Origin of the sequence: Stagnihabitans tardus (genome assembly GCF_009925085.1) — a bacterium.
In the GTDB taxonomy this organism is placed as follows: Bacteria; Pseudomonadota; Alphaproteobacteria; order Rhodobacterales; family Rhodobacteraceae; genus Stagnihabitans; species Stagnihabitans tardus.
This window is the reverse complement of record NZ_JAABNR010000040.1, coordinates 1-22,176: the sequence shown is the minus strand read 5'-3', so window position 1 is coordinate 22,176 and position 22,176 is coordinate 1. Positions and strand designations below refer to the sequence as shown.

16 protein-coding genes, 1 tRNA gene and 2 pseudogenes are annotated in these 22,176 nt (G+C 67.2%); 13 read left to right on the top strand and 6 right to left on the bottom strand.

From position 1 onward, the window contains the following. Positions 1-103, top strand: a pseudogene (locus GV832_RS20440) (IS5/IS1182 family transposase); the annotation flags it as partial. A 19-nt stretch (positions 104-122) separates the two neighbouring features. Here the strand turns inward: GV832_RS20440 and GV832_RS20435 are convergent. Beyond that, a complete protein-coding gene (locus GV832_RS20435) occupies positions 123-1,244 on the bottom strand; it encodes a DUF1036 domain-containing protein (protein ID WP_168776729.1) in 1,122 nt (373 codons plus the stop codon). A gap of 325 nt (positions 1,245-1,569) precedes the next feature. Between GV832_RS20435 and GV832_RS20430 the strand changes: the two genes are divergently transcribed. The 9 genes from GV832_RS20430 to GV832_RS20390 all read left to right on the top strand — a co-directional run bounded on the left by GV832_RS20430 (position 1,570) and on the right by GV832_RS20390 (position 14,816). After that, positions 1,570-2,535 (top strand): P-loop NTPase fold protein, encoded by a 966-nt coding sequence (locus GV832_RS20430; RefSeq protein WP_168776728.1) that lies wholly within the window; start codon positions 1,570-1,572, stop codon positions 2,533-2,535. Positions 2,536-2,558: 23 nt separating this feature from the next. Continuing rightward, complete coding sequence (locus tag GV832_RS20425; protein WP_168776727.1) at positions 2,559-3,629, top strand: hypothetical protein; 1,071 nt, start codon at positions 2,559-2,561, stop codon at positions 3,627-3,629. Between the two features lies 1 nt (position 3,630). Then, positions 3,631-6,159: a hypothetical protein gene (locus GV832_RS20420; RefSeq protein WP_227754579.1), complete on the top strand. Its 2,529-nt coding sequence runs from the start codon at positions 3,631-3,633 to the stop codon at positions 6,157-6,159. A 77-nt stretch (positions 6,160-6,236) separates the two neighbouring features. Then, entirely contained in the window at positions 6,237-7,127 is an 891-nt protein-coding gene (locus GV832_RS20415) for a sugar kinase (RefSeq protein WP_168776725.1), read from the top strand. Positions 7,128-7,623: 496 nt separating this feature from the next. Then, positions 7,624-8,619, top strand: coding sequence for an efflux RND transporter periplasmic adaptor subunit (locus GV832_RS20410; protein WP_168776724.1), 996 nt, complete (start codon positions 7,624-7,626; stop codon positions 8,617-8,619). Positions 8,620-8,665: 46 nt separating this feature from the next. Continuing rightward, on the top strand, positions 8,666-11,839 hold the full coding sequence (locus GV832_RS20405) for an efflux RND transporter permease subunit (protein WP_168776731.1): 3,174 nt from the start codon (positions 8,666-8,668) through the stop codon (positions 11,837-11,839). Beyond that, positions 11,836-13,173: an efflux transporter outer membrane subunit gene (locus tag GV832_RS20400; RefSeq protein ID WP_168776723.1), complete on the top strand. Its 1,338-nt coding sequence runs from the start codon at positions 11,836-11,838 to the stop codon at positions 13,171-13,173. The genes GV832_RS20405 and GV832_RS20400 overlap by 4 nt, the downstream gene beginning before the upstream one ends. A gap of 60 nt (positions 13,174-13,233) precedes the next feature. Beyond that, on the top strand, positions 13,234-14,517 hold the full coding sequence (locus GV832_RS20395) for an NAD(P)/FAD-dependent oxidoreductase (protein ID WP_168776722.1): 1,284 nt from the start codon (positions 13,234-13,236) through the stop codon (positions 14,515-14,517). Positions 14,518-14,612: 95 nt separating this feature from the next. Then, the gene (locus tag GV832_RS20390; RefSeq protein ID WP_168776721.1) at positions 14,613-14,816 is read left to right on the top strand and encodes a YgaP family membrane protein; all 204 of its coding nucleotides are present in this window, start codon (positions 14,613-14,615) and stop codon (positions 14,814-14,816) included. A gap of 14 nt (positions 14,817-14,830) precedes the next feature. Here the strand turns inward: GV832_RS20390 and GV832_RS20385 are convergent, their stop codons facing one another. Next, positions 14,831-17,050 (bottom strand): xanthine dehydrogenase family protein molybdopterin-binding subunit, encoded by a 2,220-nt coding sequence (locus tag GV832_RS20385; RefSeq protein ID WP_168776720.1) that lies wholly within the window; start codon positions 17,048-17,050, stop codon positions 14,831-14,833. 1 nt (position 17,051) lies between these two features. Beyond that, complete coding sequence (locus tag GV832_RS20380) at positions 17,052-17,516, bottom strand: (2Fe-2S)-binding protein (protein WP_168776719.1); 465 nt, start codon at positions 17,514-17,516, stop codon at positions 17,052-17,054. A 48-nt stretch (positions 17,517-17,564) separates the two neighbouring features. Between GV832_RS20380 and GV832_RS20375 the strand changes: the two genes are divergently transcribed. Continuing rightward, positions 17,565-18,188: a TetR/AcrR family transcriptional regulator gene (locus tag GV832_RS20375; protein ID WP_168776718.1), complete on the top strand. Its 624-nt coding sequence runs from the start codon at positions 17,565-17,567 to the stop codon at positions 18,186-18,188. Here GV832_RS20375 and GV832_RS20370 read toward each other — a convergent pair. Next, positions 18,166-19,377 (bottom strand): MFS transporter, encoded by a 1,212-nt coding sequence (locus GV832_RS20370; protein ID WP_168776730.1) that lies wholly within the window; start codon positions 19,375-19,377, stop codon positions 18,166-18,168. The genes GV832_RS20375 and GV832_RS20370 overlap by 23 nt on opposite strands. 202 nt (positions 19,378-19,579) lie before the next feature. Here GV832_RS20370 and GV832_RS20365 point away from each other — a divergent pair, with 202 nt between their 5' ends. Continuing rightward, positions 19,580-19,915 (top strand): zinc ribbon domain-containing protein YjdM, encoded by a 336-nt coding sequence (locus tag GV832_RS20365; protein WP_168776717.1) that lies wholly within the window; start codon positions 19,580-19,582, stop codon positions 19,913-19,915. A gap of 124 nt (positions 19,916-20,039) precedes the next feature. Here GV832_RS20365 and GV832_RS20360 read toward each other — a convergent pair. Beyond that, positions 20,040-20,129, bottom strand: a tRNA-Ser gene (locus tag GV832_RS20360). A gap of 95 nt (positions 20,130-20,224) precedes the next feature. On the opposite strand from GV832_RS20360, the gene GV832_RS20355 reads away from it, so the two are divergent. Further along, entirely contained in the window at positions 20,225-22,069 is a 1,845-nt protein-coding gene (locus GV832_RS20355; protein WP_227754578.1) for a hypothetical protein, read from the top strand. Positions 22,070-22,072: 3 nt separating this feature from the next. Here GV832_RS20355 and GV832_RS20350 read toward each other — a convergent pair. Continuing rightward, positions 22,073-22,176, bottom strand: a pseudogene (locus GV832_RS20350) (IS5/IS1182 family transposase); the annotation flags it as partial.

Sequence of the window (22,176 nt, the reverse complement as noted above, 5' to 3'; positions counted from 1 at the left end):
CCGCCTCAAGGACTGGCGCAGGATCGCAACCCGCTACGACAGATGTCCCAAGGTCTACCTCTCGGCCATCGCACTCGCCGCAACTGTCATCTTCTGGCTCTGAAACTCAATGAGTCCTGAACCTAGTCGCGCCGATAGGACAGGATATTGCCGCGCGGCAGGTTCATCAGGGTCAGGGTATCGGCCGTCACCGACATGAGGCCGAGGCAAGTGCCCGGTTCGTCGGGATAGGCCGGGTCGCGGATGTTCAGCGCCCCGTCATCGGTCGGCGCGCCATCGGCGCAGACCGAATCCAGCGTCAGGATCGAGCTGCCCAGGACCTCGGCGCCATAGCGATCCGTCACCTCGGAGCCCGCGATGATCATATGGGCCTGGGGATCATCCAGCGAGACCCAGGCGCCCCGGATCGCGGCGCGCAGGCCCGCCCAGTCGTCGGGCGGCCCGGGTTCGATCTGCGACAGGTTGACCTCGGCCGTGACATCGCCTTGGCTCACGATCTCGCCGGTGATCTGGACGGGGGTGTTGAGCGGCAGCAGGGCCAGCGTGTCGAGGATCTCGGCCGGCGTCACGCCATTCGGCCGCAGGACGTAGCGCCAACCCTCGGCGTAAAGCAGGCAGGCCGGGCCCATTTCGTCGGGGCTGCAGCCTTGCAGAAGCGCCGATTGCGTGAAGGGCTCGCCCAGTTGCCCGGGGGTGAAGGCGGGGCCCGAGGCGGGGATGGGGCCGGTCAGGCCCGGGGGCGCCGGATCATCGGGCAAGGGGTCGTCGGGCAGGGGCTCATCGGGCAGGGGCTCATCGGGCAGGGGTTCGGCCAGCTTCTCGGCCGGGGCCGCGCTTGCGGCCGAATTGGCCTCGGTCAGGACCAGGGTGTGGTCGGTCTCGGTCGTGCCGGTGTCGGTGACCCGGAAGCCCGAAGTCGTCAGCCCCCGCGCCTCGCAATCCTCGGCGCCCTCGATGGTGAAGGGCTCGGCCTGGGTGCAAAAGCGGTAGTTCTCGTCGGGGAAGTCCTCGCCCACCGCCGTGGCGCGCCAATAGATATAGCGGGTCTTCAGCGGGCCCGGGATCACGACCTTGCAATCGCCGGGCGCGATGATCCACCAGCCCTCCGAGGTCCAGACCTTGCCGTCGCCATAGCCGATGGCCAGGCTGCGGCTCACGCCGCTGTCGTTGCAGACGGTGAACTCCGCCAGCGCCGCGCCGCTGGAAAGCAAAAGGCCCAAGACCGCAAGACTGGCACGCATCATCCCCCCTGACCGGTCCCGGCGCCCGCCCGACCTTGGCGCAGCCTAGCTGAAGCCCGTGGCTGGTCAACGTCCGGCGATCTGCAATGCGCCACCTTCAGGGCGCCCCCCGCCGTCTCAAGCCCTTGGCAGCCCTGCACCGATCCCAACCGAACGAGCGCCTGCCTGCCTTGCTCCATCCCCGAAGTCCCCCCCAGGTGCCTGTTGACGCAGCCTGTTTCCTTCGCCAATCATGATTAACGAATAATTGCTTGCGAAACCCGGCCGCCTGACTTTGGCGCCGTCCCACGGGCCGGGTGACTTTGCCTTGCGATTTCTGCCAGCCGAATTGACCGATGCGAGGTTCGAATTGCTGCAAGACCTTCTCAACTGGAGCGCTTTCTTCTTCGATCCCGTGAAGGACAGCATGTTCGCTCCCCATGTGAGGGGGCTGGCCTGCCTTTGGGACCTGCGCGACCAGCAAACCGGCGGACAGGAAAAGGCCGCCCTCTGCCTGAGAGACTGGCTGCTGGCGGTCGAGTTCGACGTCCTGACCTTCCTGGGCATCCTTTTGCTGCTTTACATCGCCTGGACCTTCCGGCGGGTCCATGGGGGGCTGAGCCTGCTGATCACGGGGGCCGGTTTCCTGGTCGGCGCCGCGATCCTCGTGGCGCTGAGCGGCTCCTTGTTGCCCGGGGGCGCGCTCTGGGCCAATCGCCCCGATATAGACCGGGTCGCGCTGACGGCTGCCGTGATCTTCCTGTTCTTCTACCTGCCCCGCCTTGGAATGGGCCTGCGCGCCCTCCTGAGCTCGCCCCGCGTCGATCCCCGCGCGCAGGACGAACACCGCATCCTGCCCAGCCAATGGGCCACGATCCGCAGGCTGGTCGAGAACTGCGGCGGCGGATCGCGCGGCACGTCGCGCCAGCTTCAGCGGACCCCGCAAGAGGGCAAGATCATCAGCCTCAATGCCGGCTGGGGCACGGGCAAGACCTTTATCCTGCGGTATTTTCAGCTTTTGTCCGTCCTGCCCCGGGTCAAGATGGCGCGCGAGGCGGAGGACCTGCCGGTCAACCTGGTGGTCTCTTACTACAACGCCTGGAGCAACCAGATGGAGGCGGATCCCGAGTTTGCGATCGTGCGCCACCTGGTGTCGGACCGGCATGTCATGTGGCCCTGCGGGTGGATCACGGTCCCGGCCTGGCGCATCCTGTGGCGCGAGCTGCTCTCGGCCCTAGGGGGGCTTGGGAAGATGTCGTTCAAGCTCTCCGAGGTCAGCGTGGAGGGCGGAGGCGGCCAAAGCCGCCGAGCCTGAAATGGACGCAGACGCTGGAGCGGATGGCCTGGTGCGTCTGGACCTGCAGCCCCGGGGGCAAGTCCGGGGCCTCGCTGGTGCTGATCGTCGATGACGTGGACCGCTGTGCCCCGGTGGTGGCGCAAAAATACGTGACGCTTCTGCGGCGCGGGTTGAACCTGCCGCATCTGGCGGTCGTGCTGCCCTATACGCCCGACCAGTTGCGCTACAAGGTCTTTCACCCCCTGTCGGTCGACCTGCCCGACCTGGGCTCCTCGATGGAGGCCGCCCATTCCGAGATGATCATGGGCAAACAGGGCAGGAATGATCCTTTCGGCGCCTGGGCGACCGGGGGGCGCGACAGCATCCTCAGCGGGCTTTCGGCCGATTTCGACAAGCTGATCGCCAAGCGGATCGAGGGCACGGTCAAGGGCTCGGGGCGAAATGACGATGCCGCGCGCGGGGAAAGCTGGGTCGAGGCGCTGAACACCTGGGAATTGCTGCGCCGCGAGAGGTTGAACCAGAGTTTCATCGAAATGGTGCGGGGCGATCTCGCCAGCGATCAGGACGCGCCCTATCATGCCAATCGCCTGATGCGGCAGTTCGAAAGCAAATATGTGTCTGATGCGCCGATCCTGCTGCCGCCGCTCGGCTATCTGGATATCGTCCAGATCGCGATGAGCCTGCCGTCGGTCAATGCCGTGGTCTTCGGGGGGCGGGTGGATGGTGTCGTGACCCTGCTGCGCCATATCGTGGACACAGCCGCAGACGACCCGTTCCGCCCCGAGCGGGCCAACAGTCCAAGGCCCGGTTTCGTCACCGAGGCGCAGTTGAGAAAGCTCCGCGACGACCTGACCTTCGTGGCCCACAGGGCGCGCTCCGGGCTGGGTGATGCGCAATACGGGCGATTGATGAACCCGCTGAAGGCCCCGTCGATCCGCACGGTCATCGCCGCGACGGAATACTTGATGCAGACCGAGGCCTTCGCGACCGCCCTGGCGCGGGCCAACGCGCTGACCTTTCCGGCCGATGCGTTCGACCCTGGCAGATCGGCCGTCCTGGTGAAAGCCTTCGACCGGATCGTCACCGCTTCCTTCAATTTCCTGGTGGAATGACATGGACGAAACACGCACTCCCCCCGAGCCCGTGAACAAGAACATTCCCCTGGACCACGTGAAGGACCCCAGTCTCAGCGTGGGTGCGCCCAAGAATGAAAGCGCGGGCGAGGCTGCCGATGAAAGAGACCGGGCGGTCCAGCGCCGGATGAACGAATTCTGGTTTGCGCTTCATGGCGTAACCCCGAATTTCAACATTCCGAACCGCTACAACTCCGGCCAGGGCAAAGCCCCCCTGCCGCCCAACAATCCGGATGTGCAGTTGGACGCAACGGTCCAGGCCGTGCTGGAGGAACTGACATACCAGGAGATCGAAGCGGATCGCTGGACGGAGGAAGAGCCGGCCAAGATCCGGAATGCGCCCGCACCGGCTCTGGCCGCCCCGCAACCCCAGCCCGCCCCGCAACCCCCGCAGCCAAGCGACGGCCCGGACCGGCCCGCCGAACCTGCGGCCGAACCGGACCGCGGCCGGAGCTTCGTGGCCACCCAGCCGCTTCCGGCGCAGCCCGGTCCCGCCGCGCCTCTCTGGCCTCTACCCCGGCAGGAAAGCCCGCCTCCGACCATCTCGTTCCCGATGGGGCGGACGCCCGCGCCGAAGGTGCCGGACTATTCCGATGAGGAGCTCGGCCTGTCCAGGTCGCCCCTGTCCTATTCCTTCGACGACGGGATTGCCGTCCTGTCCCGCGTTCTGCGAACCCATTCCAAGGACCTCGGGCGCCTTGCCGCCATCATGACGCGCCATTTCGGCCCGATGATGCACCAGCACGGCGAGGTGGGCAGTTCGACCTCGCGCGAGCAGGTGGTGGATGCCGCAGTTGCCGTCCTGATCCCCATGGCCCGCGACCCGGGTCTGGACGGCGTGGTGATCCAGCTCGTCCCGGCCCTGCGCCGCGTTCTTGGCGCGGGACTTGTCGCGGAACTGGAAGGCAGGTCCTTCTCGACCCTCGGCCCCGGGGAGATTGCGACCCTGTCCAGCCTTGCAAGCCTGGCTTTTTCCTCGATCGCAGGCATGTCGCGGGCCGTCGAATACGAACCCTGGGTGGTGATCTACAATCACGAAGTCCTGCGCATGATTGCTTCCATGCCCAGGGACAGCCTGGCCGCTCCGGGCTCCAGCTTCGACCGCCTGCTGAAGGCCAGCGCCAACAATGTGGCGGCGGGGATCGGCCGCATCGTCCAGAGGAATCCCCCCCAGTCCCTGAACCACGAGGTCTGGAGGCGACTGAGCCGCGACCTGGTGCAAGTCTCCATCCTTCTGGCCGACCCGCTGTCGACGGACTCCCCCGAGGCGATCCAGGCGGTGGCGGGTCTCTTCGGCATCGTCACCGACAGGGAGCAGGGCCAGTCCTTCGATCCCGGGGTCTGGGCCAGCCGGTTGAGCGGGTTCCACATGGTCTCGGTGGCGGGGCGCGACAGTGACTCCCATGTCCTGCGCGCCTTGGGCTATGCCGTCACGGGGCTGTTGCGCCAGACGATCGGTTTCGACAGCACGGTGGCCTCGGCCCTGTTCAACGGCGGTGTGGAACTGTTGCAAATCAGCTCCAAGTCCTTGGAATTGCTGCAGCTGCGCTCCATCCTGAACGGCATCGGCCTGCTTGGGGCGCTGAAATCGACCCGGGATCTTGTCGAGGCCATGACGGTGAACGATGGTCTCGATTGCCTGGTGAACCTGCTGGGCAGCCTCGTGGACCTGGCGCGGAACCCGGCGACCGACCTGCGTCGCGAAGGGTCGCGCCTTGTCACCGTGGTCGCGACCCTGGGCCACCTGACGGCCCTGGAACCGCGAAACGAGGCTCGCATCACCCGTTCGCTGGAAGCCCTGGCCGAGCGCGACATTCGTCCCACGGGCGAGCGCCTGGGACCGGGCGAGTTCGAAGAGGTCGTCAGGGACCTGGTCAATGCCATCGGGCGGCGGCTTTCGCTTGGCACCGAGATCGCCCGGGGCAGCGCCGTGGTCGACATGGCGCCAATGGTCCATGCGGCCTTTGCGACCTTGATGCCCTTCTTCTCCGACGACCTGGGGCGCGCGGTCTCGGGCCCCGAAGAGGCCCGCCAGATCATGGCGGATTACCTCACCGATCTCGTCGGCAAGCTGATGGTCGGGCCGGACAACCCCTATGACATGCTGCGGCTGATCTATTCCCAGCCCCTTCCGGGGTCGGAAGAGACCCTGGCCTCCATCGGCCCGCTGCGGGCCATCCGGCTCATGGGGTCCGCGGAGTGGCAGGCCACCCTGCGCAAGGCCCTGGGCCTTGACCGCGACGACGGGATCGCGGAGGTGATCCGCGACGCTTTCGCAGGGGTCCAGGTCGAACAGGCGCGCCCCCTGGCGACTGTGTCCCCCGTTCCGATCCCTGCTTCCGCCGCCGCCCCGACGGCCCCGGTGGGGGCGGCGCGCGATTCCGGGGACAGCGCCCTTTTCGACCTGTTCCAGAGCGCCCAGTTCCAGGCCTGGATGCAGCGCGACCCCGCATCGGCCCGGGCGGCCATCCTGGCCCTCTTGGGCAATCCCGCGCCGCCCCACTCTTGACCCCGCCCCTTGGCCTGACCCATAACCTGCGCCAACAAGGCGCGGGTCCGGGCCCGGCAGCGGCAAGGGAGCCCCCGATGAAACGTTTCGTGGCCATCGGCGAATGCATGATGGAGCTCTCGCCCCAGGGTGATCTGTGGCAGATGAACGTCGCGGGCGACACGTTCAACACCGCCTGGTATGCAAGGGCGCTGCTCGGGCCGGACTGGGAGGTGGGCTACCAGACCGCCCTTGGCCTCGACGGCTTTTCGGACCGCGTCCTCGACCTCATGCAGGCTGCGGGCATCAGGCCCCTCGTCACGCGCCACCCCAGCCGCTCCATCGGGCTTTACGCCATCCACCTGCACCAGGGCGAGCGCAGCTTCTCGTACTGGCGCAGCCAGTCCGCCGCCCGGACCCTGGCCGATGATGCCGCGACCCTGGCCTCGGGCCTGGCGGGGGCCGATGCGATCCACCTTTCGGGCATCACCCTGGCCATCCTCCCGCCCGAGGGCCGCGACCGGCTTCTGGGTCTGTTGCAGGCGGCGCCGGGGCAGGTGGTCTTCGATCCCAACCTGCGCCTGAAACTCTGGGAGGACCCGCAGACCGCCCGCGAGGTCATGACCCGGGCTGCCTCGATTGCCGATATCGTCCTGCCCAGCTTCGACGACGAGGCGACGCTGTTCGGCGATGCCACACCCAAGGTCACGCTGGACCGCTACCTTGGTCTTGGCGCCTCGGAGGTCCTCGTGAAGAACGGCGGCGGGCAGATCCTGGCCCGGGTCGGCGCCGAGAGCCTGGCCCTGGACCTGCCAAGGGTGACGCCGCTGGACACGACCGGGGCGGGCGACAGTTTCAACGCGGGGTATCTTGCGGCGCGGCTGGCGGGGCAGGGCGCCGAGGCCGCGATCCGCGCAGGCCATGACCTGGCCGCGCGGGTGGTGCGCCATGCCGGGGCGCTGATGCCCATGGAAGACATCCGGGCCTGACCCGGCAAGCCATGGGGGCATGCGCCGGTGGTGGCAGCTTCACGGGGCCCGACACCGACAGAGCCTGACCTCTCTCGCCTCGGGCGGCGCTTGATGCCGACCCTCACCCGCATCTGTCCGCCCCAGACCTGAGGGCCTGGCTGCGACCGACCTCCTGGCCGCGCGGATCGTCGCGGTCGTGCCTTTCCCGCAGTCCCAAGCGCTTGTGGCGCCAAGGCCAGGCTTTGCGCCGCGATCCTGGCCGGAGCGGTCTTCATCTCTTCGCACATTGTGACCCTGGGGCCGGTGGCACGCGCGCTGTTCAACATGACAGGCGCGCCAGGCGTCCTTGATCCCCAAGCGGCCCTTCCAGCGGGGGCGATGCCCCGAGCCATGGGCCTCTCTCCCCGCGCCCCAAGGCCAGGTCTTTCCCGCGCCCCGAGAAAATTCCGCATCACTGCATTGACACATTCATATATGTGTATAGATGTGACGGCAGAAGCGAAGGACTCCCGCCATGACCCAGACATTCCCCCGCCCCCTTCTGACCCTTGGTCTCTGCCTGACCCTTTGGGGTCTGCCCGGACTGCCTGGCCAGGCCGAGGCCCTTCAGCCGGTCTCGGTCACCGAATGGAAGGCGGTCTATGGCCAGGTCGAGCCGCGCGACCGGCTTCCGGCGCGGGCGCGGCTAGGGGGGACCCTGGTTGAACTTGGCGTGGTCGAGGGCGATCTCGTGACCTCGGGGCAGGTCATCGGGCGGATCGTCGATGACAAGCTTGCCTTCCAGATGACCGCCCTGGACGCGCAGCAGGGCGCGATCCGGGCGCAGCTTTCCAATGCCAAGGCCGAGCTCGCCCGGGGCGAAAGTCTTCTGAAACAAGGCGTTGCCACGGCCCAGGGTCTGGACGCACTGCGCACCCGGGTTCAGGTCCTGGAGGGCCAGCTTGCGGCCCTGACCGCCCAGGCCGAGGTCGTGGCCCAGCAGATCAAGGATGGCACTCTCCTGGCCCCGGCCTCGGGCCGGGTGCTGGATGTGCCGGTCTCGAAAGGCGCGGTGGTCATGCCGGGCGAGGCGGTGGCCATGATCGCGGGCGGCGGCACCTTCCTGCGGCTGCAAGTCCCCGAGCGTCACGCGGGCGCCCTGCACCAGGGCGACCCGATCGAGATCGAGACCGCGACGGGCACCCAGACCGGCACTCTCTCGCGCATCTACCCGCTGATCCAGGCCGGCCGCGTCCAGGCCGATGTCGAGCTTCAGGGCCTGTCGGATGCCTTCGTCGATGCCCGCGTCCTGGTGCGCCTGCCCATGGGCCAGCGTCAGGCGCTGGTGGTGCCAGCGGCGGCGATCCAGACCCGGGCGGGGCTGGACTTCGTGACCGTGCAGGGCGCCTCGGGTCCCCTGGCCCGGGCGGTCGTCCCCGGAGAGAACCTGGTGATCCAAGGCGCCCCCATGGTCGAGATCCTCTCGGGCCTCGAGCCCGGCGATGTGCTGGTGGAGGCCTCCCATGACTGACGCCCCCGAAAAGACCCCCGAAAAGACCCCCGACAAGTCCCCCGAAATGACCCCCGACACCTCCCTCGGCATCGCGGGCCGCCTGACGGCAGGCTTCATCAAATCCGCGCTCACCCCGCTGTTCATCCTGGCGGCCCTGGCCGCAGGTCTCCTGGCCCTGGTCTCGCTCCCGCGCGAGGAAGAGCCGCAGATCTCCGTCCCCCTGGTGGACATCTTCATCCAGTCCCAGGGCCTGGCCGCCCAGGACGGCGTCAAGCTGGTGACCGAGCCGATGGAGGTCATCGTCAAGGCGATCAACGGGGTCGAGCATGTCTATTCCTCGACCCGCGACGATGCCGCCATGGTCACCGCGCGCTTTGCCGTCGGCACCAATTCCGACGACGCCATGCTGCGCGTCCATGACAAGGTCCGCGCCAACATGGACCGCATCCCGGTGGGCATCCCGGAACCCCTGATCGTCGGGCGCGGCATCGACGACGTGGCGATCCTGTCCCTGACGCTCTCGGGCGAGGGCGTCTCGGCGGGCGACCTGACCCGCATCGCCCGCATGGTCCAGACCCAGGTCGCCAAGGCCGAGGACGTGGGCCTGACCTACCTGGTGGGCGATGCCCAGGATGCCATCCGCATCGAGCCCGACCCCGAGCGGCTGGCGCTTCATGGCGTGACGCTGCAACAACTGGCGCAGAAGGTCGGCCAGGCGAACCGCACGCTGAACACCGGCAAGCTGCGCGACCGAGGCGAGCAGGTGGACCTGGTCGCGGGCGAGACCCTGACCGCGCCCTCCGAGGTGGCGAAGCTTCTCCTGACCACCCGCGACGGGCGGCCGGTCTATGTCTCGGACGTGGCGCGGGTGGCCTATGTCGCCGATACGTCGGAGCATATCGTCGCCACCATCACCCGCGAGGGCCGCAGCCCCGCCGTCACCCTGGCCGTGGCCAAAAGGGCGGGCGCCAATGCGGTGGTGGTGGCAGAAGAGGTCCTGGCCCGGGTCGAAGAGCTGAAGGGCCACCAGATCCCCTCGTCGGTCACCGTCACCGTGACCCGCGACTATGGCGAGACGGCCAATGAAAAGGCCAACGAACTGCTGTTCCACCTTGGCCTGGCCACCGTCTCGATCATCCTTCTGGTCTGGCTGGCCATCGGCTGGCGCGAGGCCGTCGTGGTGGCCATCGTCATCCCGGTGACGATCCTCCTGACGCTCTTTGCAAGCTGGATCATGGGCTACACGCTGAACCGCGTCTCGCTCTTTGCCCTGATCTTTTCCATCGGCATCCTGGTCGACGACGCCATCGTCGTCATCGAGAACATCGCCCGCCACTGGGGGATGAAGGACGGGCGGGGGCGCACGCAAGCCGCCATCGACGCCGTGGCCGAGGTCGGCAACCCGACCATCGTGGCGACCCTGACGGTCGTGGCCGCCCTTCTGCCCATGCTCTTCGTTTCCGGCCTGATGGGCCCCTACATGTCGCCCATCCCGGCCAATGCCTCGGCGGCGATGATCTTCTCCTTCTTCGTCGCAGTCATCATCACGCCCTGGCTGATGGTCAAGATCGCGGGCCGCGCCGACATGGCGGCCCATGGTCACGACGACACCTATGGCGGCCATCACGGCGGCTGGATGGAGCGCGCCTACAACCGCGTGGCCCGTCCGCTCCTGAAGTCGAAGGCGCGGTCCCTGGGCTTCCTCCTTGGCACGGCGGTCCTCTCCTTCGGGTCGCTGGCCGCGCTTTACACCAAGGATGTGACGGTCAAGCTTCTGCCCTTCGACAACAAGTCCGAACTCTCGGTGATGATCGACCTGCCCGAGGGCGCCTCGGTCGAGGCCACCGACCGCGTGGCCCAGGACGTGGCCGAGGTGGTCATGACAATGCCCGAGGTCACCTCGGTCCAGACCCATGCGGGCACGGCTGCGCCCTTCAACTTCAACGGGTTGGTGCGCCACTATTACCTCCGCCAGGAGCCGCAGCTCGGCGAGGTGGCGATCAACCTGACGCCCAAGGGCGACCGCTCCCGCGCCAGCCATGACATCGCGCTGGACCTGCGGGCGCAGTTGGCCAGCCTCCCGGTCCCCGAGGGCACAAGCCTGAAGGTCGTCGAACCCCCGCCCGGGCCCCCGGTGATCTCGACCCTCCTGGCCGAGGTCTATGGCCCCGACGCCGAGACCCGCCGCGCCGCCGCCGCCCAGATCGAAGCGGCCTTCCGCGCCGTGCCCTTCGTGGTCGATGTGGACAATTCCTACGGCACCCAGGCCCGCCGCCTGCGGGCCACGATCTCGAACGACAACCTCGACTTCTTTGGCGTCCAGGAGGCCGATGTCTTCGACACGATGGCGCTCTTGAACGGCAGCCAGACCGTCGGCTACTCGGCCCGGGGCGAGGGGCGCCTGCCCATCCCCCTGCAAATCGCGCGGCCGAAGTCCGACCGCGTCATGGACGAGGCTTTTCTGACCACCCCCATCCCCGCCAATGCCCTTCCCGGTGCGCGCGGCGTGGTGGAACTCGGCGATGTGGTCACCGTCTCCGAAGAGCCCGCCTCCTTCCCCATCTTCCGCCACAATGGCCGCGATGCCGAGATGGTCTCGGCAGAACTCGCGGGGGACTACGAGGCGCCGCTCTACGGCATGCTGGCCGTGGCGGACGAAATCGCCAGGCAGGACTGGCCAGACGGCGCCCCCACCATCGCCTTCCACGGCCAGCCCGAGGACGAGAGCCGCGTCACCCTCCTCTGGGACGGCGAATGGGAGGTCACCTTCGTCACCTTCCGCGACATGGGTGCGGCCTTCGGCGTGGCACTTCTGGGGATCTATATCCTGGTCGTCGCCCAGTTCGGCTCCTTCCGCCTGCCCTTGGTGATCCTGACGCCCATCCCCTTGACCTTCCTTGGCATCATGGCCGGGCACTGGCTCTTCGGCGCGCCCTTCTCGGCGACCTCGATGATCGGCTTCATCGCGCTGGCGGGGATCATCGTGCGCAACTCGATCCTGCTCGTGGACTTCATCCGCAACAGCGGAGAGGTCACCATCGACACCCTGGTCGAAGCCGGAGCCATCCGCTTCAAGCCCATCCTCCTGACCGCCGTCGCCGCCATGATCGGCGCCGTGGTGATCCTGACCGACCCGATCTTCCAGGGCCTGGCCATCTCGCTCCTCTTCGGCCTCCTGACCTCCACCCTCCTCACCGTCCTCGTCATCCCCGCCATCTACCGCGTGTTCAAGACATGAAACCGACCGCCTCCCTGGCGCTCATCGCGCTTCTCGCCTCCTGCGCCCCGGCGCCCCAGGCGAGCCTGCCCGCACCGGCAACTCCCGCGGCCTTCGACGAGGCCCCGGCGCCCGCCCCGGCCCAGGCGGCCTGGTGGGAGAGCTTCCGCGACCCGACCCTGACCCGGCTCATCGCGCTCGGCCTGGCGCAGAACCTCTCGGTCAAGCTGGCGGTCGAGCGCATCACCGAGGCCGAGGCCAATGCAACCGCCGCAGGGTCTGGCGCCTTCCCGCAGCTGTCCCTCAGCGCTTCCGGCGGGCGGAGTGACCCGGGGCCAGTGACGGCGGGCTCGGTCACCGCGCAGGCGGGCTGGCTGGTCGATCTCTTCGGCCGCAACCGGTCCTCCCGCGCGGCGGCGGGGGCCACGCGCGATGCGGCCTGGGCCAGCGCCGATCTCGCCCGCGTCGCCATGGCGGGGGCCATCGCCACGGCCTATGCCGATCTGCGCTATTACCAGACCCGCATCGCCCTGACGCGCCAAAGCCGCGCCAGCCGGGCCGAGACCGCCAGCCTGATCCACAACAGCCAGAGCCTCGGCGCGGCCTCGACGCTGGACACCCTGCGCGCCGATCAACTGGTCGCCCTGGCCGAGGCGCAGCTTCCCGCGCTGGAAGTGGGCGAGGCCGCCGCGCTGAACCACCTGGCGACGCTGACCGGGCAGACGACCGCGACCCTGGCGCCGATGCTCGCCCGAGGCGGCCAGCCGGTGCCCCATTTCCGCGCCTCGGTCGGCGTCCCGGCCGAGGTCCTGCGCCACCGCCCCGACGTCATCGTGGCCGAGCGCAATTACGCCGCCGCCGCTGCCGCCATCGGCGTGGCGCGGGCCGACCTCTACCCCTCGCTGTCCCTGGGCGGCGCGATCACCGGGGCCAGCGTCCGGGGCGGGGCCTCGACCACCACCTGGTCCTTCGGGCCCGAGATCAGCCTGCCGATCTTCTCGGGCGGCCGCTTGCAAGCCAACCTGACCGCCGCCCAGTCCCGCGCCGTCCAGGCCCACCTGGCCTGGCAACAAACCGTCCTGGGCGCGGTGGAAGAGATCCAGACCGCGCTGGCCGCCTATTCCCGCGACGGGCGCAACATGGCCGCCCAGCAAAAGCTGATCGACATCTCGACCCAGACCCTGGACCTCGCCCGCGCCAGCTTCACCGCCGGAGAGGGCGACTTCCTCGGCGTGCTCGAGGCCGAGCGCACGCTTCTCGACGCAAGGGGCGCCCTGGCCGAAGCCAACCGCACGCGGGCCCAGAACTTCATCCGACTGAGCATGGCCACCGCCTCTGGCGGGACCACGCCGTAAGACGCCTGACGCGACGGCCGGAGGAGGGCCGCGCGCTTCACATCAACACGGGAGAGAAAAATGGCACATGTCGTCGTCCTGGGGGCCGGGCTCGGAGGAGCCATCATGGCCTATGAGCTCAAGGACCAATTGCGCAAGGAAGACCGGGTGACCGTCGTCACCAAGGACCCGACCTATCACTTCGTGCCCTCGAACCCCTGGATCGCGGTGGGCTGGCGCAAGCGCGAAGAGATCACGGTGGACCTTGCGCCCACCATGGCCAGGAAGGGCATCAACTTCATCCCGGTGGCGGCCGAGAAACTGCACCCCGAGGAGAACCGCATCGCCCTCGTCGACGGCCAGTCGGTCAGCTATGACTACCTGGTCATCGCCACCGGTCCCGAACTGGCCTTCGACGAGATTCCGGGCTTCGGGCCGCAAGGTCACACCCAATCCATTTGCCACATCGACCATGCCGAAAGCGCCGAGAAGGTCTTCCAGGAGCTTCTGAAGAACCCCGGCCCGGTGATCATCGGCGCGGCCCAGGGCGCTTCCTGCTTCGGTCCGGCCTATGAGTTCCTCTTCATCCTGGAGACCGCGCTGCGCAAAGCGCGCATCCGCGACAAGGTGCCGATGACCTTCGTGACGCCGGAACCCTATGTTGGCCATCTTGGCCTCGATGGCGTGGGCGACACCAAGGGGCTCCTCGAATCCGAGATGCGCGCCAAGCACATCAAGTGGATGACCTCGACAAGGGTGAAGAAGGTCGAAGCGGGCCAGATGACGGTCGAGGAGGTCGGCGAGGACGGCCTGGCCAAGCCCGAAAAGGTCCTGCCCTTTGCCTATTCCATGATGCTGCCCGCCTTCCGCGGCATCAAGCCGGTGTCCGGCATCGAGGGCCTGAGCAATCCGCGCGGCTTTACCATCGTGGACAAGCACCAGCAGAACCCCAGGTTCAAGAACATCTTCGCGGTCGGCGTCTGCGTCGCCATCCCGCCCATGGCGCCGACCCCCGTGCCCTGCGGCGTGCCGAAGACCGGCTTCATGATCGAAAGCATGGTCACCGCCACCGCCCATAACATCGGCAACCTGGTGCGGGGAGGTCAGGCCGACGAGCAAGGCACCTGGAACGCCATCTGCCTTGCCGACTTCGGAGACGGGGGCATCGCCTTCGTGGCCCAACCGCAGATCCCGCCGCGCAACGTCAACTGGTCGGCCTCCGGCAAATGGGTCCACCTCGCCAAGGTGGGCTTCGAGAAATACTTCCTGCGCAAGCTGCGCCAGGGCAAGTCCGAACCCTTCTACGAAAGCCTCGCGCTGAAGGTCCTGGGCATCGACAAGCTGAAAGAGACCACCAAGACCTGACACCCCGCTGCCCCGGGCCTGAGCCCTGGGGCCTCTCCCTCACCCCCAGAGGCTCCAGGGCTCAAGCCCGGAGCACCCCAGTCCCGGAGTTCCCCATGACCCTCGACCGTTCCGTTCTTCTCTTCGCCGGCGTGATGGTGCTGGCAAGCGTCCTCTTGACCGCCTTCGTCTCGCCCCACTTCCTCTGGTTCACCGTCTTCATCGGGGCGAACCTGATCCAATCCTCCTTCACCGGCTTCTGCCCCGCCGCCATGGTGTTCCGCGCCATGGGCATCAAGAAGGGCTGCGCTTTCGAATAGGTCGCCCGGGGCGCTCAGGCGAAGTCGAAGGTGCGGCCGAAGGGCATCTCGCGCAGGCGCTGACCCGTCAGGGCGAAGATCGCATTGCCCAGCGCGGGGGCGGCGGGCGGAGTGCCCGGCTCGCCGATGCCCCGGATGCGCGGCATGGTCTCCAGGACGCGGACCTGCATCGGCGGGATCTGCGGCATCCGCAGGGGCTCATAATCCCAGAAGGTCGCTTGCTCGACCGCGCCGCCCTTGACCGTGATCTCGCCCCTGATCGCCGCCGAAAGCCCATAGATCATGGCGCCGGTCACCTGGGCCTCCAGGATCGAGGGGTCCAGCGCCAGGCCCACATCGACCGCAGCCCAGGCCCCGGTCATCCTCACCCGGCCCTCGACCATTTCCACCTCGATCACCTGTGCCGAGGGCACACCAAAGGCGATGCAGAACCCCACCCCCAAGGCCCGCCCCGGACGCGGAGCGCCCCAATCGGCCATCTCCGCCACCGTCTCCAGCACAAGGCGCGAGGGCGCGTGGTCCAGGTGATCCAGCCGGAAGGAAAGCGGATCAGAGCCGGCGAGCGCCGCAAGCTCGTCCATCGCCGTCTCGCCAAAGAAGACATTCTGCGAATTGCCGACCGACCGCCAATTGCCCACCGGCAGCATGTCGGGCGCGCGATACCCCGTCACGCGGTGGTTCGCAAAGACGTAAGGCTGATCCGCCAGGCCCTGCACGATGGTCGCATCAGGCCCCGGGACGGAATAACCCATCCGCCCCGCAAAGCCCGCCACGACCGAAGAGGACACCGTGCCCGCGTCAAAGGCCAGGACCCTGCCTGCCTCCAGCTTGGCCCGAACCCGCCCCAGCGCCGCCGGGCGATACATGTCATGCGTCATGTCCTCCTCCCGCGTCCAGGTCAGCAGCACCGGCCTGCCCTCCAGCGCCTTGGCCAGTGTCACGACCTGGGTCACGATGTCCATTTCCGCGCGCCGGCCAAAGCCGCCGCCCATCAGAAGGGTCTCGACCTCGATCGCCTCCTGGGGCAGGCCGGTGATCTGGGCGCCCACAGCCAGGATCTGCGTCGGCAACTGGTTGCCCGACCAGACCGTCAGCGCGCCGTCCTTCACCAGCGCCGCCGCCGTCATCGGCTCCATCGTCGCATGGGCGAGATAGGGGGCGGAGTACTCGGCCTCGAAAAGCTCGCCCGTCAGCGCGGCCTCGACATCGCCCTCGTCGCGGTTGCGGCTGTCTGCCTCGCCGTCGAAGGCCGCCTTCAGGGCCTCTGTCACGCCCGCCGAGTCAGGATAGGGCGCGGGCTCCCAGTCCACCACCAGCGCCTCCGCCCCCTTGAACGCCGCCCAGGTCGAGCTTGCCACCACCGCCAGCCCCCCCGGGATCGGCACGACGTGGCTGACCCCCGGCACGGCCAGCGCCGCCTTGTCGTCAAAGGACTTCACCCCCGCCCCAAGCCCCGGATTGGTCCGCGCCGTGGCAAAGACCATGCCGGGCAGGCGCAAATCGGCGGTAAACTGCGCGGTGCCGGTGACCTTGGCCACCATATCCACCCTTGGCTGCGACTTGCCGAGGATGCGCCAGGCCTCGCGCGGCTTCGGCAGGGGCGCCTGATCCAGCGCCAGGCCCGCAGCCTCCACCGCCAGGTCGGCATAGGTCAGCCTTGTGCCATCGGGCGCGATCACCGCGCCGCTTTCGGTCTTCAACTCCGCCGCCGCGACCCCAAGCCGCCCCGAGGCCGCCTGCACCAGCGCCGCCCGCGCCGCAGCCCCCGCCAGCCGCATCTTGTCGAAAGCGTCGATCACCGAAGAAGACCCCCCGGTGATCTGCAACCCCAGGAACTTGCCCGGCACATGCATGGCATCGCGCACCGTGCTCGCCAGCCAGCTTTCGTCGATGGGCAGGAAGGGCGCGCCTTCCTCCAGCGCGCCCGCGTTGAAATAGGCGGCCGAGGCGGGGCCGTGGATGACCTTCACCGCCGCAAGCTCCAGGTCCATCTCCTCCGCCACCAGCGCCGCCAGGGTCGTATGGATGCCCTGTCCCATCTCGGCCCGGGGCGCCACCAGCGTCACGCCGCCCTCGTCGATCATCACATAGGCGTTCAGCGTGGCCCCGGTCTCGGGGCGCAGGGGGTTCGGATAGGGCGTCTTGTATTTCCACCAGCCAAAGGCCACCCCGCCCGCCAAGGCCAGGCTGCCAAAGAGAAAGGACCGACGGGCGATCTTGCGCAAGCTTGCCATGTCAGAGGCCTTTCATCTGTTGGGCCGCATCCTTGATCGCGGCGCGGATGCGCGGATAGGTGCCACAGCGGCAGAGGTTGCTTTCCATCGCCGCGTCGATCTCGGCATCGGAAGGGTCCGGCGTCTCGGCCAAAAGCCCCGCCGCCCGCATGATCTGGCCCGACTGGCAGTAACCGCATTGCGCCACCTGGGCCTTGACCCAGGCCGCCTGGAGCGCATGCAGCGCGCCGGGCGCCCCCAGCCCCTCGATCGTCGTGATGCTCTTGCCCGCCGCATCCGACAGCGCCACCTGGCAGGATTTCTCCGCCACGCCGTCCACCAGCACCGTGCAGGCCCCGCAGGACGCAATCCCGCAGCCGAACTTGGTGCCCGTCAGGTTCAACCCCTCGCGCAGGGCCCAAAGCAGCGGCATGTCGCCGGGCAGGTCGACCTCCTGGGGGCTTCCGTTGACGGTAAGTGCGATCATGGCTGTCTCCTGTCTGACGTCATGACAAAATGGATTCAAAACGTCAGCATGTCAATTGACAAAGCGGACAGGCTTTGGCAGAAGGGCGCCATGCAAAGCGCGCTTGACGCAGAGGGCCCTCCCGCCCGGCAAGATGCCATTCTGGACGCGGCCATCGGGGCTTTCGCGGCCTATGGCTATCGCCGCACGACGATGGAGGATATCGCCCGCGCCGCCGCCATGTCGCGCTCGGCGCTTTACCTGCATTTCCGCAACAAGGACGACATCTTCCGCAGCCTGACCGAGCGCTACCTGGACCAGGCCCTGACCGATATGACCGAGGCGCTCCACCGCCCCGGCCAGACCGCCGAACAGGCGCTTTACGCCGCCTTCGTCGCCAAGGATGGCCAGTTGATGGAGCTTGTCCTCTCCACCCCCCATGGCGCCGAGCTGATGGATGCGGGCTTCCAGGCCTCGCCCGGGCTGGTGGCCGAGGCCAGCGCCCGCACGGGCCGGGTCCTGACCGACTGGCTGGTCGCGCGTGGCGTGCCTGCGGGCCTTGGCTCGGCGGAGGAGCTGGCGCAGACCATCGTGGCGGCGCTGATGGGGGTGAAATCCTCGGCCCGCAGCCTGGATGACCTGAGGGTCAAGGAGGCTCATCTGGCGCGGCTCATCGGGCGGGCGCTGGGCTAGGCTTGGGCAACATCAGGACCGCCGCCCAGGCGATCAGCTTCAACCCGCAGGGCACCACGGCATAGGCGATGTTCAGGGCGCTCAGCGCCTCGGCCGAGTTGACGCCCCCCGGCGTGAAGCCCTGCCACTCCAGGACCGGCATGACCATGAAGGCCGCGAGCGCCAGCCCCAGTTTCCCCGCAAAGGCCCAGATCCCGAAGGCGAGCGAGGCCTGCAACCCCGCCCGCGTCAAGGCCATCGAGAACATCGCAGGCAAAAGCATGGTATCCGCCCCAAGCGCCGCCCCCGCCGCCACGCAGATCAGCGCAAAGCCCCAGATCTCTCCCACGGGCAGGAAAGCCGTCCCCGCAAAGCCCAGGATCGCGAGCGGCATGGATATGGCCAAGGTCGCCCGCGCCCCGATCCGGCCCGCGACCCGGCTCCAGACAGGCACCGAAAGCCCGGCGCTGAGGAAGAACAGAACCAGCAAGGGCCCCGCCGCCCCGGGCCGCCCCAGGCGGTCCTCGACAAAGAACAGGAACAGCGTCGAGGTGATGGCCACGGGCAGCGAATTCACCAGGGCCAGGGTCAAAAGCCGCAGCGCCCCGGCCTGCGCGAGGCCCTTGACCGACAAGGCCCCGCCCGCCACGACCCTCCGCCGCCACAAAGGCCGACAGGCGAGGCCCGTGAAAAGCGCCAGCCCCCCCAGCACCAGGCCGAAGACCCCGTAGCCCATTAGCACCGAAGGCAGGATGGCCGCGAGGATCACCCCCGCCAGGCTCCCCCCCTCGCGCCAGGCCGCAACGGTCAGAAGCCCCTCATCGCCCGGGCTCTCCGCCAGGGTCGCGCTGCGGCCATAAAGCAGGATCGTCCCCAGGCTATAGGCGAGGAAAACCAGCATCAGCGCCCCGGTCAATTGCCAGGCGACCCAGGGCCCCGGCCCCAGCGAGAAGAGCCAGGGGAAGCCCACCGCCAGCCCCAAAGCCGCCAAAAGCCCGAAGGCCCCCTGCGCCCCCGGCCAGCGGTCGATGGCCCAGCCCAGCACCGGGTCCTGCACCAGGTCCACGATCCGCACCAGCAAAAGCAGCGCCCCGATGGTCCCAAGGCCAAGCCCCAGCTCGACCGAGGCGAATTGCGGCAGATGGATATACAAGGGAATGCCCGAAGCGGCGAGAAGCCCGGCATAAAGGCTCACCCTCGGGAAATGCAGCGCGCTCAAGACCCAAGCCCGGGGCATAGGGCAGGGCGCAGCTTCCCCCTCGATCTCCGCCCAAGCAAGACGTGCAACAGCTTCCCCCTCGCGATGCGGACCTCCGTAGATATACGGCTGCGACCGGCAAACGGATCAAGGCGCCGCCTCCCGCCGCGCGGGTTTCCCTTGCCGCCTGCGCCAGACCGCGCTAAGCCGCCCCATGTCCGACACAATGCCCCCCTGTACCGAATGCCGCTCGACCTTCACCTACGAGGTCGAGGGCCTGCTCACCTGTCCCGAATGCGGCCATGAATGGACCGCAGGGGCGCCCGCAGGCGTCGAGGTGCGCGACAGCGTCGGCAACCTCCTCGCCGATGGCGACACGGTGACGCTGATCAAGGACCTGAAGCTGAAGGGCTCTTCGACCACGCTCAAGGTCGGCACCAAGGTGCGCGGCATCCGACTGGTGGATGGCGACCACGACATCGACTGCAAGATCCCCGGCGTGGGCCAGATCGGCCTGAAGTCGCAATTCGTCAAGAAGGTCACGGGTTAAGAGCCCTGCCCAAGGCAGAGCCCGAAAATCCCCAAACCGCGCGCGCCCTGACCCTTGCCCCTGGCAGGCCAAGGTCTTGCGCCAAGCCCCAACGAGACCCGATCCGCGCGGTGGCGATGAAAACTGGCGGAGACGAAGGGATTCGAACCCTCGAGACGGTTCCCCGTCTGCACCCTTAGCAGGGGTGTGCCTTCGACCACTCGGCCACGTCTCCGCCGACCCGTTTAAAGGCTGGGCACGGCGGGGGCAAGGGGAAAGGCTGCGGCCAATCGCTTGATTTGCGCGGGTCATTGGGTCACCCTGCACGAATTGTCGGAGCAGATAACGTTGACCCCAGAGACCCAAGACAAATTCGCCCATATGCTGATCGCAGCCAGCGTCGCTGCGGCAAGCACCCAACTGCCACTCCCAAACGGGGTCATCGAAAGCCTTGCCGGGGGGGGCTCCCTTTGGACCGGCCTCCGCAATCAGGCCCGCACTGATGCTGACCAAACGCTCAAGCGCCTCAAGGCCAGCCTTGCAACAGAATGGCAGGCCTGGTCCAGCGCCCAGACCGATGCGCGCTTGCGCGCCCATGCTGTGGCCAGTTTCGAGGAAGTCCTGCCTTTCTGCGCCCTGACTCCATCCGAAATCGCAGGGCGCGCCCTCTCTCCTACGGCCATGGCCGACCTCTTCCTGACCAAGGCCGCTCAACGCCTCCCCGAAGCCTATGCCGACCGAGGCGAGCGCCACCCCGACACCTATGCGCCGCGCCAATTCCTCCACCGCCTGACCCTGCGCGCTTATACAGACCTGATCGCGGAGCCGGGTTATGTGACGTCCCTCGCTCCCGCCCTCTGGCAAGCGGCTTTGGGTGGCCTTGATCGTATCGAGCGGACGGGCGAAGACACCCACCGGATAGTGACCGACGTCCGTGCGCAGTTGCAGGCCCTAGCGGTCTCCAACGCCGACCGTCAGGCGCTGGTGGACCAGATCACGCAACTGCGCACCGAAAAGGCCGCCACCGACACGCTGATCGCCACTTTCCTGCAGCGTCTGATCGACCAGAACCTGCCGCCCGATCAATTCCAACCCAGCTTGAATGCTATTGCCGAGGCCTGGTTCGGCATGAAGGCCGAATTGGAACGGCTCGCGCGAAACTCAAATCTCTCGCCGGAACTCGACAGCCTGCGGGCCGCAGCCAAGGCGGCTTACGCTGCCGAAGACAGTGCCGAACTGCGCCGCTTGCTTGACCTTATCGCCATGCGGCAAAAGGCGGACTTCAGTGATCTAACAGCCCGGCTCGATCAGCAAAAGGCCGAGTATGCAGAAACCCTCACCTCGCAACTGGCCCTCGCCCAAGCCGAAATGAGGGCTGAGGATGCGGCAAGACACATCGTCGATCGCCTGAGCCTTGAATGCCCAAAGCCCGGGCTTTCTGCGGCACTTCGAGAGGAGTCCGACCGGCGGTTTGAAACAGGCAGGGTTCGTGGGCACGTTTTCGACATCAGGCTTGCTGTCGTTTTGGCAATGGAGTCAGCCGATCTCGCTCTGGATGTTGCTCAACGAAGAGCGGCGCAATTCTGCTGCGCTATATATCTTTCACATTTGGGTCGTATCGACGGAGGTCTTGCGACGTTGCAACACTCCGTCGAAATAAACCGTGAAATCCTTTCAACCGTTACACCCGATACAGATTTGGCAGAGAGGGCGTCGACTCTGAATAATTATGCTGGCGCACTGCAAATGTACGGCTATCGCGAATGCAACGCAGAAACGCTCTTGGCAGCCGTTGATGCACTGGAGCAAGCCAAGGAAATTTGGAGAGAGCTGAACGATGGGGCTCGATTTGCGCTTGCGAGCCATAATCTAGGTGCCTGCAAGAATACGCTCGCTTCGATAACCGGGTTGCCGTTTTTTCGGCACGAAGCACTTGATGCTTACGAGGAAGCCCTTCTGGTTCGCACCCGTGCGCGAGACCCCGAGGAATGGGCTATGACAATGACCAACATCGGGAATACTCTGTCGTCTCTGGCCTCGGCGGAAGCAAATAGTGAATTGCTTGATCGTGCGATAAATTGCTATGAAGAAGTAAAAGAGGTTTGGACATTTTCTGAGCGCAAGCAAGACTGGGCTTTGGTTCAGGTCAATCTCTCTAGGTTCAGGACTCATTGAGTTTCAGAGCCAGAAGATGACAGTTGCGGCGAGTGCGATGGCCGAGAGGTAGACCTTGGGACATCTGTCGTAGCGGGTTGCGATCCTGCGCCAGTCCTTGAGGCGGC